Below are 13,846 nucleotides of genomic sequence, written 5' to 3' on the forward strand. Positions count from 1 at the left end.
ATCAAAAACCTTCATGACGTTCTTGTTGCCATCTGTTGGTATGGGCATGGCAAGGACCATACTGCCGTAGTCCGTGAACCGGGCAACTACCCACCGAACCACGGGAGGACGCAGTGACCTCGTTGCACACCACCCCGGTGCGGCGCAGACGTCTGGGCGTGGCAGTGGCCGCAGCCGGTCTGCTCGCCACCGTGCTGATGGCCGGCCCCGCGGCCGCGACACCCGACCCCGGGGACGCGCCCGCGCCCCGGACCGCACTCTCCACGAGCAGTCAGGCCGAGGCGGCCGCCGCGATCAGCAGCGGTGAGGTGCCCGGTGTGGACGAGATCGTCCACAGTGCCAACGTCACCCACGTCGCCAACGTGCCCAAGGACGCGCTCCGCAGCCTCAACACCGACCTGGCCTTCCAGGGGAAGTACGCCTTCGCCGGGAACTACGACGGCTTCCGCATCTTCGACATCAGCAACCCGAGGAAGCCGCGCACCGTGGCCCAGGTCCTGTGCCCCGGGTCGCAGAACGACATCTCCGTCTCCGGCAACCTGCTGTTCCTCTCCACGGACTCCTCGCGCAGCGACGACTCGTGCAGCAGCACCACCCAGCCCGCCACGGAGAAGTCCTCCTGGGAGGGCATGAAGGTCTTCGACATCAGCGACAAGCGCAACCCGAAGTACGTCGCCGCCGTCGAGACCGCGTGCGGTTCGCACACCCACACACTCGTGCCCGAGCGGAACGACGTGTACGTGTACGTGTCCTCGTACTCGCCGAACGTGACGTTCCCCGACTGCCAGCCGCCGCACGACGGGATCTCCGTCATCAAGGTGCCGCGCAAGGCGCCCGAACAGGCGCGCGTCGTGAACTTCCCGGTCCTCTTCCCGGACGGCGGGAACCCGGGCGCCCCGGAGAACCCGGGCGTGTCCAGGACGACGGGCTGCCACGACATCACGGTGCTGCCGTCCAAGGACCTGGCGGCGGGCGCCTGCATGGGCGACGGGTTGCTGTTCTCCATCAAGGACCCGGAACACCCGAAGATCATCGACCGGGTCCAGGACAACGTGAACTTCGCGTTCTGGCACTCCGCCACCTTCAACCAGCGCGCCGACAAGGTCGTCTTCACCGACGAACTCGGCGGCGGCGGGGCGGCCACCTGCAACGAGGAGGTCGGCCCGAAGCGCGGTGCCGACGGCATCTACGACATCGTCGGCCGCGGCGATCACCGCAAGCTGGTGTTCCGCAGCTACTTCAAGATCGACCGCCCGCAGGCCGACACCGAGGTCTGCGTCGCGCACAACGGCTCGATCATCCCGGTCGAGGGCCGCGACCTGATGGTCCAGGCCTGGTACCAGGGCGGGGTCTCCGTGTGGGACTTCACCGACTCCTCCAGGCCCACGGAGATCGGATACTTCGAGCGCGGCCCCGTCACCCTGGACGAGGTCTCCACGGCCGGTCCGTGGTCGGCGTACTACTACAACGGCTACATCTACTCGAACGACATCGAGAAGGGCCTCGACGTCCTGAGGATCGACGACCGGCGCACGGACCCGGCGAAGCGGGTGCGGACGGACGAGCTGAACGTCCAGACCCAGCCGGACTACTTCGCGCGCTGAACCGGCGCCCGGCCGCCCCGGCGGACACGGTCGTCGCGGACATCGGTCCCGCCCGGTGCACACCGGGCGGGACCCCGCGTCGCGACCGGGCGGACACGGGGGCGTCGGGGGAGGGTTCCCGAGGGGAGGCGGCGCTCAGGCGGCCGACCGGGCACTGCCGCCCGTGGCGGCGGCCCACTCGACCAGCAGCCGCTGGTACTCCTCCTCGTCCTCCGGCGACAGCTGTCCGCCCGAGCGCCGCCACAGCTCGCGAATGTCGTCATTCACGTCGGCGGCGGAACGCGCGGAAGAGGACGGGCGCGGGGTCGGGGACATACCCCCCAGGTTAAGGCCCCGATGTGACGATCGGACCCATGGGGCGTCAGGGACATCTCTCACATGTGTCTCAGGCAACCCGGCGGGTCAGTTCGAGCTCCCGCAGTCCGTGGGGCCGCTCGTCCACGGGCAGATGGTCCACGAACCGCACCTCGCAGCCCAGAGCCGCCGCCCCGCCGTCCGCCACCCGGTCGTCCCCCACCATCACCACATCGGCCGGATCCTGTCCGAGGAGTGTGCAGGCCGTGCGGAAGAGCCGTGCGTCCGGCTTCTGGACGCCGTACTCGAAGGACAGCACGTACGCGTCGACCCAGCGGTCCAGCCCGTGCGCCCGGAACACCGGGCGCAGATCCCAGCCGATGTTGCTCACCACACCGACGGCGATCCCCTCGTCACTCAGCGCGGACAGCACCTCGGCCGCGTCCGGATAGGGCTGCCAGGCGCCCGGCAGCCGGTGCCGCTCGTACAGGGTGTCGTACAGCCCCGGATCGGGCAGCTCGACCTGACGGGCCAGCCCGATGTACGCCTCGCGGTGCCGCGCCGCGCTCTCGTCGCGCAGCGCCCAGGCCTCCGCCAGCCGCTCGGGCACCCGCCGGGGGGACGGGCCGCCCGGCAGCGCGCCCGCGGCCTCCAGCTCCCGGGCGCACCGCTCGAACTCCGCCGCCCCCAGCTCCACCCCCCGCTCGGCCAGGGCACCCGTGAGCCATGCGCGGACGGACTCGATCCGGAACAGCGTCCCGGAGAAATCGAAGAGCACACCCTTGATCGCCATGGCCCCGATCCTCGCGGAGGCCGTGAGGGCGGGCAAGGGCGCCCGTTCAGCCGGATCCCGTGCCGTGGCGCGATTCCCGCCGTTCGAACACGCCCGCCGCCAGGGCTGCCGCCGCCGCGCCGAGCAGCCAGCCGCCCAGCACGTCGGAGGGCCAGTGCACCCCGAGATAGAGCCGGGTGAGACCGACCCCGAGCACCGAGACGATGGCCAGGGCCAGGACCGTCCGCCGGACCCGGCTCCCGGCGCCCGAGCGGTGGACCAGCCACAGCAGCAGGCCGCAGGTCACCGTCGCCGTCATCGCGTGTCCGGACGGGAACGCCGCGTAGTGCGCGGAGTCCACCGGGTCGGGCCAGTGGGGCCTGGGCCGGTCGACCGCCGCCTTCAGGACCTGCTGGAGCACGTTGGACGCCGCCGCCGTCACCGCGATCCAGACCGCGAGCAGCCGGGCACCGCGCCACCACAGCACCACGGCCACCACCGCGATCAGGGCCCGCATCGTCCACGGGTCCCACACCCAGTCCGTCAGGACCCGGTTGACGCGGACGAGCCCCGGCTCCGTGACCGCCCGCCGGTGCAGGGCCCGCGCGATCTCCCCGTCCAGACGCATCAGCGGGGACCAGCGGGCGGCCACCGGGGCCAGCAGGGCGAAGGAGAGGAGCGCGCACGCCGCCCCGGCCCGCAGCAGCGGCGCGGCGTCACGGGTGCGGGCGGGGGGTGCGGGGGAGCGGAGCAGGGAGGACATGAGGGGATCTTCGCCGACCGTCACCGACCGGGCCATCCCCGCGCACGGAGTTCACCGTTCCGCACAGGCCCGCCATCCTTCCGGGGCGTCCGGTCACTTCAGGGTGCCGAGCGCGGGGACGAACGCGACCAGCAGCGGAATCGCGGGCAGCAGGGTCGCCGCCGCGGTCAGCCCCAGCCGCCGGCCCGCCGTCAGCCGTCCGGCCGGTGCCAGCAGCCGGCTGACCCGCTCCGGCATCTGCGCGTCGGGCGGCGGACAGGGCCCGAATACCCCGCGGTCTTCGTTGAGTTCGACCAGGGCCAGCGCGGTCGTCAGCCGGCCGAAGCGCCGGGACGCCGTGTCGTCGGCGGCCAGTTCGACGAGCCGGTGCATCTCGCCCCGGAACGCCGCGAAGACCGGGATCTGCGGGAATCCGGCGGCCAGCGCCCCGGAGCAGTTGAGCAGCCAGTCGTGGCGCGCGTTGGCGTGCCCCTGCTCATGGGCGAGAACCGCGTCGAGCTGACGGCCCTTCAGCCGCCCCAGCGCGGCGGTCGTGACGACCAGTTGCGGAGCGGCCCCCGGCAGCCACCAGGCGTCGGGGCGCTCGCCCTCCAGCACCACGAGCCGGCTGCTGCCCGGCTCCTCGCCGGGCAGCAGCGGGGAGCGCACCAGCAGTTCGTCGCGGCGCCGCCGCCGCTCCCGACGGGCCCGCCGGATCTCGCGGGTGAGCATCGCGGCCGTCCACACCCCGCCGAGCCCGAGCAGCACGGCCATCACGGCGGACCAGGGCCCGTACGATCCCAGCGCGTAGGCCTCCACGACCGCGCGCGGGGCCGGCGCGAACACATGGCCGCGCACGGCCTGCCAGGCGGCCGCCGCGCTGAACGTCATCGACAGCGCGAACGACAGCAGCACCCCCGCCACCACGCACTGCCACACCCACAGCGCGACCACGGGCTCGCGTTCCGGCCACGCGGCCCGTGCCATCAGCCGCGGTGTCACGACGGCGGCGAGCACACCGAGCAGCAGCAGAACGACGGAGACCACCATGGCGTCAGCCTATGAGCGCGGTGGTCCGCACGGGTATGGCCGTGCTCGCCAAGTGACGTACGCCACGGTTTCACCGAGCCCGCCGTCTCACAGGGTGAGCAGCATGGCGAACATCGCCAGCGCCATCGTCAGCCGGCACGCCAGGGCTAGCTCCGGCCGCGCCCCCCAGCCCACCGCCGCCGCGCCGGCCGGTGCCGGGGCGACGGACACGGGTATGAGCCGGGTCCCGGCACGCAGCACGTACCCCGCGTAGTAGACCAGGAGCAGCCCGGTCAGCAGCGGCACACCCCCGGCGGACGCCATCGCGTGCGAGGCGTGGGCACCGTGCCCCGCACCGCCCGACCGCGCCATCACCACGGACATGTAGACCATCGCCGACGAGCCGACCAGATGGTGCAGATGGTGACGGCCCCGCCGGGCGGACCACAGGGCTCGCAGCGCGGCGGCGCCGAAGAGCGCCGCGTACACCGTCCATCCCCACGTGGGCGGGGTGAGGACCGCGGTGGGCAGGGCCATCGCCGCCATGCCGAAGCCCATCACCGCCTCCGCCCGCGCACCGCGGCGCGCCTCGCCGGACGTGCCGCGGGTGCGCAGCAGGCAGTACGCCCCCGTCAGCGCGCACAGCGCCGTGAGCAGCCAGCCGGACGTGCCCGGTCCGTGCACAGCGCGACCTCCCCCCGGCGACCGGTGTCGCCGCCGCTCAGAAGCTGCCCGTGGCCGCACGCCCGTACGCGGCGCACAGGAGCGAAGGGGGAGCGCGCGTGGGGGGTGAACCGTCCCGCGACGCCGTCCGGCGGGGCGGTCCGCACCCCGGACGCGTGGCGTCCGGCGCGGGCCCGGGAGTTACGCTGCTGCCGCACCGCCCCAGCGCAGACGAGGAGACCCGCCATGGACACCGCCCCGACCCGGGACCCGGGACACCTGACCTTCCGTGACGCGGCCGAGGCGGACGTACCGGCGCTCGTGGACCTCGTCCAGTCCGCCTACCGGGGCGACGCCAGCCGCGTCGGCTGGACCACCGAGGCGGCGCTCCTGGAGGGCCAGCGCACCGACCCGGACGAGGTGCGCGGGGTCATCGAGGCCCCGGGGAGCCGGCTCCTCATGGTGGAGCGCGACGGCGTGCTCGTCGCCTGCTGCCAGCTCGAACACCGGGGCGACACCGCCTACTTCGGCATGTTCGCCGTGCGCCCCGCCGAGCAGGGCGCCGGTCTCGGCAAGGCGATCATCGCCGAGGCGGAGCGCACCGTGCGGGAGACCTGGGGCGTCCGCTCGATGCAGATGACCGTCATCTCCGCGCGCGAGGAGCTGATCGCGTGGTACGAGCGCCGCGGCTACCGCCGTACCGGGGAGCTGAGCCCCTTCCCGTACGGCGACGAGCGCTTCGGCATCCCGCAGCGCGACGACCTCGCCTTCGAGCTGCTGGTCAAGGACCTCGTCGAAGGATGAGCGCCCGCCCCGGTCCCGGCCGGGGCGGTTGCCCTGCCTGGGGCGCCCGTGACGCTCCTCATGCGGTGAAGCGGCCCGCGCGGCGGATCTCCGGGTAGTCGGTGGTCGCGCCGTCGAGGCCGAGGCCGCGGGCCAGCCGCAGGTGGTCCTGGGTGTTGACCACCCAGCCGACCACGGTCAGCCCCCGGGCGTGCGCCTTCTCGACCAGCTCCAGCGTGATGCGCCGGATGTTGAGCACCAGACGGGTGGCGCCGACCGCGCCGGCCCGGTCCACCACGTCGTCGCCCCAGCGGCTGGCCACCAGCGCGGTGCGGACCCCGGGCACCAACCGCGCAACCTCCGCGATCGCCTCGTCGTGGAACGAGATGACCTCGACCCGGTCGGCCAGGGCGCGCCGCGTCAGCACCTCGGCCAGGGTGCGGGCCGCCGCCACGTCCTTGATCTCGGCCTGCATCGGGGACCGTACGGCGTCGAGCACCTCCTCGAACACCGGCACCCGCTCGCCCAGCCCGGCGTCCAGCTCGCGCAGCTCCGCCAGGGTCTTGTCGGCGATCGCTCCCGTGCCGTCGGTCGTGCGGTCCACCTCCGCGTCGTGCATGACGGCGAGCGCGCCGTCCTTGGTCAGATGGAGGTCCAGCTCGATGAGGTCCATTCCGGCCTGTTCGGCGCGGACGAACGACCGCAGGGTGTTCTCCGGCTCGACCCCCATCACTCCGCGATGACCGATGGTGAGAAAAGACAAGGCACTCTCGCTTCCGTCGATGCTTCCGCCCGTGCCGCTCCTACCCACGGGGCGATCCGGCATGACCGCACACCGTAGGCGATCGGGGCCCACCACTCCGTGAGGACGCCTCGCGCCCGACGGAAGAATCCGTCCTGGCCGTGGGGGACAGGAAGAATCGCGGTGACCATGGGATGGCGCAGGATAATTTCCCGGACCCCACTTGTCTCGGGGAACCGCACATGGATACGGTTGCTTGACGCGAGGTTCTCCTGTGGAGGAAGAGCAATGACGGAAATTCTTGTGCATGACGGTGTCGGCGGGGGCATAGCTTCCGCGGAACGGGTGGTGGACCACCCGGCCTGGTCCGCGCTCAAGAGTGCCGTGGAGGAGATCCGCCCCTGGCAGTCGAAGGACGGTTCCATCGACTTCGGCGCCGAGGACGCGCCGGAGCGGGCGCGCGCCGAGGAGGCGCTGCGCCGGGTGACCGCCGCCGTGGAGGAGCTGTCCCCGCTGCTCCCGCACGACGCCGCCTACCACCACGCCCTGGTCCGCGACCTGCGCCGCTGGGCCGCCGAGGGCTTCGGCGTCCCCGACTTCCTGGACTCGCTGCTCGCCTTCCAGCCGGCCAGGGACCGCGCCGACGGGCTCCAGCACCTGGTCGTCTTCGCGATGTACACCCAGAACGGCAACCCCGACCGCAACCTCGAAGCGGTCGTGCTGCGCATGGTCTGGCCCGAGTGGCTCGCCGACCTGGAGGCGACCCGCTACGACAACCCGCTCTTCTGCGGGATCACCTTCGAGGACTTCACCTCCGGCTACGACACCAACTCCGCCGTGCTCTTCCCGGAGACCATCGCCGTGCGCGAGGCCCCCGAGCGCTTCAGCTGGGGCGGCATCTTCTGCGACCGCGAGGCCGCCCGCTTCCGCCGAGTCACCGAGGCCGCCGTGGAACTGCTGGGGGTGGACCTGCCCGAGGACATCCGCGAGATGGTCGGCGACCAGCAGCGCTGCGAGCAGGCCTTCGTGCTCTGGGACATGGTCCACGACCGCACCCACAGCCACGGCGACCTGCCCTTCGACCCCTTCATGATCAAGCAGCGCCAGCCGTTCTGGATGTACGGCCTGGAGGAGCTGCGCTGCGACCTCACCGCCTTCAAGGAGGCCGTGAAGCTGGAGGCGGACGGGGTCCGCCAGGGTCGCGACGTGCAGTACGCGGTGCTCTTCGACCGGATGTTCCGCTTCCCGGTCACCGGTGAGCGCGTGCGCAACTACGACGGTCTGGGCGGCCAGCTCCTCTTCGCGTACCTCCACAAGCACGACGTCGTGCGCTGGACGGACAACACCCTCAGGATCGACTGGGAGCGCGCCCCGCAGGTCACCAACCAGCTGTGCGCCGAGATCGAGCAGCTGTACCGGGACGGCATCGACCGCCCCAAGCTGGTGCACTGGTTCGCCGCGTACGACCTGGTCGCGACCTACCTCGCACCGCACCCCGGATCCCGCTGGGCCAAGGGCCCCGACGCCCTGGACCTCACCCAGCCTCCCCGCAAGCTCGTCGACGACGTGCTTCCGGACGAGTTTCCCCTGAGCATGTTCTATGAGGCGCTCTCCAAGAAGCTGAAGAACGTGATCGCCTCCACCAAGGGGATCACCGCCGCGGACGCCGGGCGGGCGGCCGCGTGAGCGCACGTCGTGAGGAGGCGGTGGCCATGAACGGAAACGGCACGGGCAGCGGGAGCGGTGCGCTCGAAGGCGCGGTCGTGGCGGTGGCGGGCGCGGCCGGACCGGCGGGCCGCGCGGCCCTGCTGCGGCTTGCCGAGGCGGGCGCCGTCGTCGTCGCCTCGGACGCCAACGCCGCCCGGCTCGCGGAGGCCGTGGACGCGGCGCGGTACGCCCACGGGGGCGCCACCGTCACCGGGGACACCGTCGACCTGACCGACCTCGGGGCGGCCCGGGAGTGGGCCGCGAAGACCGAGAAGGAGTTCGGCCGGATCGACGGCCTGGTCCACCTGGTGGGCGGCTGGCGGGGCAGCCCGAGCTTCGGCGAGACCGACCTCGCGGACTGGACACTGCTGGAGAGGCTGCTGATCCGCACGGTCCAGAGCACCTCACTGGCCTTCCACGACGGCCTGCGGCGCAGCGACCGCGGCCGGTACGTGCTGATCAGCGCGGCCGGCGCGAGCAGCCCCACCGCGGGCAACGCCGCCTACGCCGCGTCCAAGGCGGCGGCCGAGGCGTGGACCCTCGCCCTCGCGGACGCCTTCCGCAAGGAGGGGGGCGAGCAGGGGCCGCACAGCGCGGCTGCGATCCTGGTCGTGAAGGCACTGGTGCACGACGCCATGCGCGCCGAGCGCCCGAATGCGAAGTTCGCGGGCTTCACCGACGTCGAGGAGCTGGCCGATGCCATCGCCGGCGTCTGGGACCGGCCCGCCCCGGAAGTGAACGGAAAGCGCCTGTGGCTGACCCCGCACCCGTAAGGACCGACGCGCGTCGTCATCACGACCCGCTGGTCCGCGGCTTCGCCAGTGACAACTACGCGGGCACGCACCCGGAGATCCTCGCCGCACTCGCCCTCGCCAACGGCGGCCACCAGATCGCCTACGGCGAGGACGAGTACACCGCACACCTCCAGCGCGTGATGCACAGCCATTTCGGTCCCACCGCGGAAGCCTTCCCGGTCTTCAACGGAACGGGCGCCAACGTCGTCTCGCTCCAGGCGATGACCGACCGCTGGGGCGCCGTCATCTGCGCCGAGTCGGCCCACATCAACGTGGACGAGGGCGGGGCCCCCGAGCGGGTCGGCGGACTCAAGCTGCTCACGGTGCCCACCGAGGACGGCAAGCTCACCCCCGAGCTCATCGACCGCGAGGCGTACGGCTGGGACGACGAGCACCGCGCCATGCCGCAGGTCGTCTCGATCACCCAGAACACCGAACTGGGCACCGTCTACACCCCCGCCGAGATCCGTGCCATCTGCGAGCACGCCCACGGGCACGGCATGGCCGTCCACCTCGACGGCGCCCGCATAGCCAACGCCGCCGCCGCCCTCGACGTACCGATGCGCACCTTCACCAACACCGTCGGCGTCGATGTGCTCTCCTTCGGCGGCACCAAGAACGGGGCCCTGTTCGGCGAGGCCGTCGTCGTGCTCAACCCGGACGCCGTGCGGGCCATGAAGCATCTGCGCAAGCTCTCGATGCAGCTCGCCTCCAAGATGCGCTTCGTGTCCGTGCAGCTGGAGGCGCTGCTCGCCGGTGATCTGTGGCTGCGCAACGCCCGGCACGCCAACGCCATGGCCCAGCGGCTCGCCGAGGGCGTGCGCGCCGTGGACGGGGTGGAGATCATCCACCCCGTCCAGGCCAACGCGGTCTTCGCCCGCCTCCCGCGCGAGGTGAGCGAACGCCTGCAGAAGCGCTTCCGCTTCTACTTCTGGGACGAGAAGGCCGGTGACGTCCGCTGGATGTGCGCCTTCGACACCACCGAGGACGACGTGGACGCCTTCGTCCTCGCGCTGAAGGAAGAGATGGCCGCCTGAACCCTTCTGCATAGAGTTGCGACCGACCGTAAAGATATTGATCACGGTCGATCGCTTCTCTATGCTCGCCCCTCATGGAGCTGATCCAGCAGAACCCGGACATCGCCGCGTACCTGGCGGCCGACGAGGCCATCGACCATGAGCATCCGGTGGTCCGTGAGATCGCCGACCGTCTGCGCTCCGAGGCGAACGGCGCATACTCATACGCCGAGGCCGCTTTCCTGTTCGTTCGCGACGCCATCGCGCACTCCGTCGACTCCGGAGACATGCGCGTCGCCTGGCGCGCCTCGGACGTCCTCGCCACCCGCAACGGGATCTGCCACGGCAAGTCCCACGCCCTCGCCGCCCTGCTGCGCGCCGAAGGCATCCCGACGGCCCTCTGCTACCAGGCACTCGCCGACGACGACGGTCAGCCCGGCGTCCTCCACGGACTGACCGCCGTGCTGCTCCCCGGCCGGGACCGCTGGTGCCGCCTGGACGCGCGGGGCAACGTCCCGCCGGGGGTCGACGCGCAGTTCTCCCTCGACCGGGAGCGGCTGGCCTGGCCGGTCCGTGCGGAGTTCAATGAAGTGGACTATCCGGTACTCTATTCAGAACCACAGCCCGAGGTGCTGCACGCCCTGCGGACGGCCGCCGACCGCGCGGAACTCTGGCGGCTGCTCCCCACGGCACTCTGAACCACCGTCTCCAGACGAGGTACGCGATGTCCCTGACCCTGACCGTTTCCGACGAGGTACGCACGCTCGCCCCCGGCTTCACCCCCCTGGTCGTCGAGGCGCAGGGCCTGGTCAACGGGCCCAGCGACGCCGCGAGCTCCGCGCTCCTCGACGACGCGGCCCGCCGCCTGAAGGAGCGGCTGGGCGACCGGCAGCCGCACGAGGACCCGCACCTGGCCGCCTGGCGCGAGGCATACACGGCGTTCGGTGCCAAGCCCTCGCGGACGCGCAACTCCGCCGAGGCACTCGCCAAGCGGGCCCTGACCGATGCGGGCCTGCCCAGGATCAATCAGCTCGTCGACCTCTACAACGCGATCAGCGTCGCCCACCTGATCCCGGTCGGCGGGGAGGACGCCGACCGCATCGCGGGTGCCATGCGCCTCATCCGCGCCACGGGCGCGGAGCCCTTCGCCACCGTCGCGGGCGGGGCCGAGACCGTCGAGCACCCCGAGCCCGGCGAGGTCGTCTGGTGCGACGACGAGGGTGTGACCTGCCGGCGGTGGAACTGGCGCCAGGGTGTACGGACCCGGCTCACCGAACACTCCGTCAACGCGCTGTTCCTGCTGGAGTCCATGGCGCCGATGACCGCGGACGCGCTCGACGCCGCGGCCGCCGAACTCGCCGAGGGGCTGGAGAAGCTGAGCCCCGGGGCGCGGATCACGGTCCGCACCCCGGAGTGACGTTTCCGCCGCCCCCGGTGCGGCGGAGTCAGCCGCGCTCGCGCACCTCGGCCGCCGTCGGAGCCGTACCGCCGAGGTGGGCGGGCACCCACCAGGTGTCGCTCGCGTCCCGGGGCCGCACCGGATAGGCGCGCTGGGCCGCTTCGAGCAGTTCCTGCACCCGCTCCCGCAGCCGCCGGGTGATGGCCCCCGCGTACTGGTCGGCGGGGGCCTCCACCGGCTCGCCGACCCGCATCGTCACCGGGATGTGGTCGCGCCTGAGATTGCGAGGCCGCCCCTTGGTCCACAGCCGCTGCGTGCCCCACAGCGCCATCGGCACCAGCGGCACACCGGCCTCCTGGGCGAGCCGGGCCGCCCCCGACTTGAAGCTCTTCAGCGTGAACGACTCCGAGATCGTCGCCTCGGGGAACACGCCGACGATCTCGCCGGAGCGCAGCGACGCAAGCGCGTGCGCGTACGCGTCCTCGCCCTGCTTGCGGTCGACGGGGATGTGCTTCATTCCGCGCATCAGCGGACCCGAGACCTTGTGCCGGAACACCGACTCCTTGGCCATGAACCGCACCAGCCGCTTCTGCGGCAGGGCAGCGAAGCCGTTGAAGATGAAGTCCAGGTAACTGATGTGGTTGCTGACCAGAACGGCGCCGCCGGTCTTCGGGATGTGCTCCGAACCCTGAGTGTCGATCTTCAGGTCGAGCGCCTTGAAAAACGTACGAGCGACGCCGATGACCGGACGATAGACGAGTTCTGCCATCTGGTGAAGACCCTTCTTCAGCGCCTGAGAGGTTCTCCCGGCGGAAGTTACGCAGCCGTAGGTTTGCGGCATTGGGCCGATCGTGCCGCATGCGCGACGCGCTGGCCAGTCTCCCAGGGCCCGGGGCGGGAGATTCTCGTCACGTGGCTCGGCAGGGAATGTCCGGCGGGCCTCGGGCGCTGACCCCTTGAGCGGGGATCCGACAGGAGGCCGAAGGTGGACGGGCAGAAGCACGCGGAACGGCTCACCGCGGCCCAACTGGGCGCGGAGCTGGGGGAGAAGGCCACCCTCGTCCAGTTCTCCAGCGCGTTCTGCCAGCCGTGCCGGGCCACCCGCCGCACCCTCGCGGAGGTGGCCGGCATGGTGGACGGCGTCGCGCACATCGAGATCGACGCCGAGGCGCATCTCACTCTCGTCCGCGACCTCGACATCAGCCGCACCCCCACGGTCCTGGTCCTCGACGCCACCGGCCGGATCGTCCGCCGGGCGGCCGGGCAGCCCCGCACCGCGGACGTCGTGGCCGCACTGGGCCGCGCCATATGACGGGCCGTGATGCTTCTCCCACCTGATGGGACGGTCTTGACTGCACCCGCCACCCATCGTCAGTCTGACGCTATGCCGCCAGAACTCCTTCTCTACGGCCGGGTCCACGTCGACCTCGCCCGCAACGCGAGTGCGCGCTGTCCGGGTGCCTGAGCACCCGCGGCCCCGCACCTCCGACGCGCAGAAGGACATTTCCATGACGGCATCACCCGAGATCGGCAACCCCCGCACGGCCACCCCCGACCTCCTCCGCTCCGTCTTCAGGCAGCACGCGGCGGGCGTCGCCGTGATCACCGCCGCCGGCGACCGGCCGGTGGGCTTCACCGCCACCTCGCTCAACTCCGTCGCCGCCGATCCGCCGCTCGTCTCCTTCGGGGTGGGCACGTCCTCCTCCAGCTGGCCGGTGATCGCCCGCACCGAGCACATCGGCGTCCACATACTCGGCGAGCACCAGCGCGACCTGGCCGCGACCTTCGCGCGCAGCGGGGCCGACCGCTTCGGTCCCTCCACCCAATGGCGCAGCGGACCCGAAGGCGTCCCCCTGCTCGACGGCGTTCTCGCATGGCTGGTCTGCCGGGTCGTGGCCCGGATTCCGGCGGGAGACCACCGGATCGTGATCGCCCAGGCGATCACCGGCGATCCGGTCGGCGGCGGCCGTCCGCTCGTTTACCACCAGGGCGGATTCACGGCGCTGCGCGACTGAGCTTTTCCTTGCGGCGCCTGGGCGCCGGGCGTTGGCCAGATCACAGGGCAAAGCGCTTGCTCATGAGGCGGCGAATGGATGTACTGGCGAGTAATATGACGGTCGGAGCGTCGGTCGCCCCGACCGGAAAACGCCCCATCAGGCGCCTATGCTGCGTGCAACAAGGCAGCCCCGGAAAAGACGATGCAGTAGGAGAGCCGGCGTGAGCTTGAGGATCGTTGTCTGTGTGAAGTACGTGCCCGACGCGACCGGTGACCGGCATTTCGCCGATGACCTGACGTTGGAC

16 protein-coding genes and 1 pseudogene are annotated in these 13,846 nt (G+C 71.7%); 10 read left to right on the forward strand and 7 right to left on the reverse strand.

Going from position 1 to position 13,846, the window contains the following annotated elements; genetic code table 11:
- The first annotated feature begins 113 nt into the window (after window positions 1-113).
- A complete protein-coding gene (locus tag ACWCXC_RS34470) occupies window positions 114-1,604 on the forward strand; it encodes an LVIVD repeat-containing protein (RefSeq protein WP_450891542.1) in 1,491 nt (496 codons plus the stop codon).
- 135 nt (window positions 1,605-1,739) lie between these two features.
- Here the strand turns inward: ACWCXC_RS34470 and ACWCXC_RS34475 are convergent, their stop codons facing one another.
- The 5 genes from ACWCXC_RS34475 to ACWCXC_RS34495 form a co-directional block, all read right to left on the reverse strand.
- Complete coding sequence (locus ACWCXC_RS34475) at window positions 1,740-1,919, reverse strand: hypothetical protein (protein ID WP_450683549.1); 180 nt, start codon at window positions 1,917-1,919, stop codon at window positions 1,740-1,742.
- Between the two features lie 70 nt (window positions 1,920-1,989).
- Window positions 1,990-2,691, reverse strand: coding sequence for an HAD family hydrolase (locus tag ACWCXC_RS34480; protein WP_450683550.1), 702 nt, complete (start codon window positions 2,689-2,691; stop codon window positions 1,990-1,992).
- 46 nt (window positions 2,692-2,737) lie between these two features.
- On the reverse strand, window positions 2,738-3,433 hold the full coding sequence (locus ACWCXC_RS34485; RefSeq protein WP_450891543.1) for a phosphatase PAP2 family protein: 696 nt from the start codon (window positions 3,431-3,433) through the stop codon (window positions 2,738-2,740).
- A gap of 93 nt (window positions 3,434-3,526) precedes the next feature.
- The gene (locus ACWCXC_RS34490) at window positions 3,527-4,462 is read right to left on the reverse strand and encodes a M56 family metallopeptidase (protein ID WP_450891544.1); all 936 of its coding nucleotides are present in this window, start codon (window positions 4,460-4,462) and stop codon (window positions 3,527-3,529) included.
- An 87-nt stretch (window positions 4,463-4,549) separates the two neighbouring features.
- Entirely contained in the window at window positions 4,550-5,125 is a 576-nt protein-coding gene (locus tag ACWCXC_RS34495) for a DUF5134 domain-containing protein (protein WP_450683553.1), read from the reverse strand.
- Between the two features lie 225 nt (window positions 5,126-5,350).
- On the opposite strand from ACWCXC_RS34495, the gene ACWCXC_RS34500 reads away from it, so the two are divergent.
- Window positions 5,351-5,908 carry a GNAT family N-acetyltransferase gene (locus ACWCXC_RS34500; protein WP_450891545.1) on the forward strand — a complete coding sequence of 186 codons (558 nt, stop codon included), beginning with the start codon at window positions 5,351-5,353 and terminating at the stop codon, window positions 5,906-5,908.
- A gap of 58 nt (window positions 5,909-5,966) precedes the next feature.
- On the opposite strand, the gene ACWCXC_RS34505 is transcribed toward ACWCXC_RS34500, so the two are convergent.
- Window positions 5,967-6,650 carry a glycerophosphodiester phosphodiesterase gene (locus ACWCXC_RS34505; RefSeq protein WP_450891546.1) on the reverse strand — a complete coding sequence of 228 codons (684 nt, stop codon included), beginning with the start codon at window positions 6,648-6,650 and terminating at the stop codon, window positions 5,967-5,969.
- 267 nt (window positions 6,651-6,917) lie between these two features.
- Between ACWCXC_RS34505 and ACWCXC_RS34510 the strand changes: the two genes are divergently transcribed.
- The 5 genes from ACWCXC_RS34510 (at window position 6,918) to ACWCXC_RS34530 (ending at window position 11,563) form a co-directional block, all read left to right on the forward strand.
- On the forward strand, window positions 6,918-8,315 hold the full coding sequence (locus tag ACWCXC_RS34510) for a DUF6421 family protein (RefSeq protein WP_450683556.1): 1,398 nt from the start codon (window positions 6,918-6,920) through the stop codon (window positions 8,313-8,315).
- 26 nt (window positions 8,316-8,341) lie between these two features.
- Window positions 8,342-9,109: an SDR family NAD(P)-dependent oxidoreductase gene (locus tag ACWCXC_RS34515; RefSeq protein ID WP_450891547.1), complete on the forward strand. Its 768-nt coding sequence runs from the start codon at window positions 8,342-8,344 to the stop codon at window positions 9,107-9,109.
- The gene (locus ACWCXC_RS34520) at window positions 9,088-10,167 is read left to right on the forward strand and encodes a threonine aldolase family protein (protein WP_450683558.1); all 1,080 of its coding nucleotides are present in this window, start codon (window positions 9,088-9,090) and stop codon (window positions 10,165-10,167) included. Before ACWCXC_RS34515 ends, ACWCXC_RS34520 begins: the two co-directional genes overlap by 22 nt.
- 74 nt (window positions 10,168-10,241) lie before the next feature.
- Window positions 10,242-10,844 (forward strand): transglutaminase-like domain-containing protein, encoded by a 603-nt coding sequence (locus tag ACWCXC_RS34525; protein WP_450891548.1) that lies wholly within the window; start codon window positions 10,242-10,244, stop codon window positions 10,842-10,844.
- 26 nt (window positions 10,845-10,870) lie between these two features.
- Window positions 10,871-11,563, forward strand: a complete 693-nt coding sequence (locus tag ACWCXC_RS34530; protein WP_450683560.1) for a B3/B4 domain-containing protein — start codon at window positions 10,871-10,873, stop codon at window positions 11,561-11,563.
- A gap of 28 nt (window positions 11,564-11,591) precedes the next feature.
- On the opposite strand, the gene ACWCXC_RS34535 is transcribed toward ACWCXC_RS34530, so the two are convergent.
- Window positions 11,592-12,314, reverse strand: a complete 723-nt coding sequence (locus tag ACWCXC_RS34535) for a lysophospholipid acyltransferase family protein (RefSeq protein WP_450683561.1) — start codon at window positions 12,312-12,314, stop codon at window positions 11,592-11,594.
- A 216-nt stretch (window positions 12,315-12,530) separates the two neighbouring features.
- Here ACWCXC_RS34535 and ACWCXC_RS34540 point away from each other — a divergent pair, with 216 nt between their 5' ends.
- From ACWCXC_RS34540 to ACWCXC_RS34550, 3 genes and pseudogenes are all read left to right on the forward strand, one after another.
- On the forward strand, window positions 12,531-12,857 hold the full coding sequence (locus ACWCXC_RS34540) for a TlpA family protein disulfide reductase (protein WP_450891549.1): 327 nt from the start codon (window positions 12,531-12,533) through the stop codon (window positions 12,855-12,857).
- Between the two features lie 196 nt (window positions 12,858-13,053).
- Window positions 13,054-13,560, forward strand: coding sequence for a flavin reductase family protein (locus tag ACWCXC_RS34545; RefSeq protein WP_450683563.1), 507 nt, complete (start codon window positions 13,054-13,056; stop codon window positions 13,558-13,560).
- Between the two features lie 202 nt (window positions 13,561-13,762).
- Window positions 13,763-13,846 (forward strand): annotated as a pseudogene (locus tag ACWCXC_RS34550) (electron transfer flavoprotein subunit beta); the annotation flags it as partial.

The organism is Streptomyces sp. NPDC001515 (assembly GCF_053597115.1).

What these genes read in the sequence shown, in the direction of transcription:
- ACWCXC_RS34485 (WP_450891543.1), bottom strand. Translation starts at nt 3,433, where the DNA reads ATGTCCTCCCTGCTCCGCTCCCCCGCACCCCCCGCCCGCACCCGTGAC.
- ACWCXC_RS34490 (WP_450891544.1), bottom strand. Translation starts at nt 4,462, where the DNA reads ATGGTGGTCTCCGTCGTTCTGCTGCTGCTCGGTGTGCTCGCCGCCGTC.
- ACWCXC_RS34475 (WP_450683549.1), bottom strand. Translation starts at nt 1,919, where the DNA reads ATGTCCCCGACCCCGCGCCCGTCCTCTTCCGCGCGTTCCGCCGCCGAC.
- ACWCXC_RS34535 (WP_450683561.1), bottom strand. Translation starts at nt 12,314, where the DNA reads ATGGCAGAACTCGTCTATCGTCCGGTCATCGGCGTCGCTCGTACGTTT.
- ACWCXC_RS34510 (WP_450683556.1), top strand. Translation starts at nt 6,918, where the DNA reads ATGACGGAAATTCTTGTGCATGACGGTGTCGGCGGGGGCATAGCTTCC.
- ACWCXC_RS34545 (WP_450683563.1), top strand. Translation starts at nt 13,054, where the DNA reads ATGACGGCATCACCCGAGATCGGCAACCCCCGCACGGCCACCCCCGAC.
- ACWCXC_RS34525 (WP_450891548.1), top strand. Translation starts at nt 10,242, where the DNA reads ATGGAGCTGATCCAGCAGAACCCGGACATCGCCGCGTACCTGGCGGCC.
- ACWCXC_RS34530 (WP_450683560.1), top strand. Translation starts at nt 10,871, where the DNA reads ATGTCCCTGACCCTGACCGTTTCCGACGAGGTACGCACGCTCGCCCCC.
- ACWCXC_RS34480 (WP_450683550.1), bottom strand. Translation starts at nt 2,691, where the DNA reads ATGGCGATCAAGGGTGTGCTCTTCGATTTCTCCGGGACGCTGTTCCGG.
- ACWCXC_RS34500 (WP_450891545.1), top strand. Translation starts at nt 5,351, where the DNA reads ATGGACACCGCCCCGACCCGGGACCCGGGACACCTGACCTTCCGTGAC.
- ACWCXC_RS34515 (WP_450891547.1), top strand. Translation starts at nt 8,342, where the DNA reads ATGAACGGAAACGGCACGGGCAGCGGGAGCGGTGCGCTCGAAGGCGCG.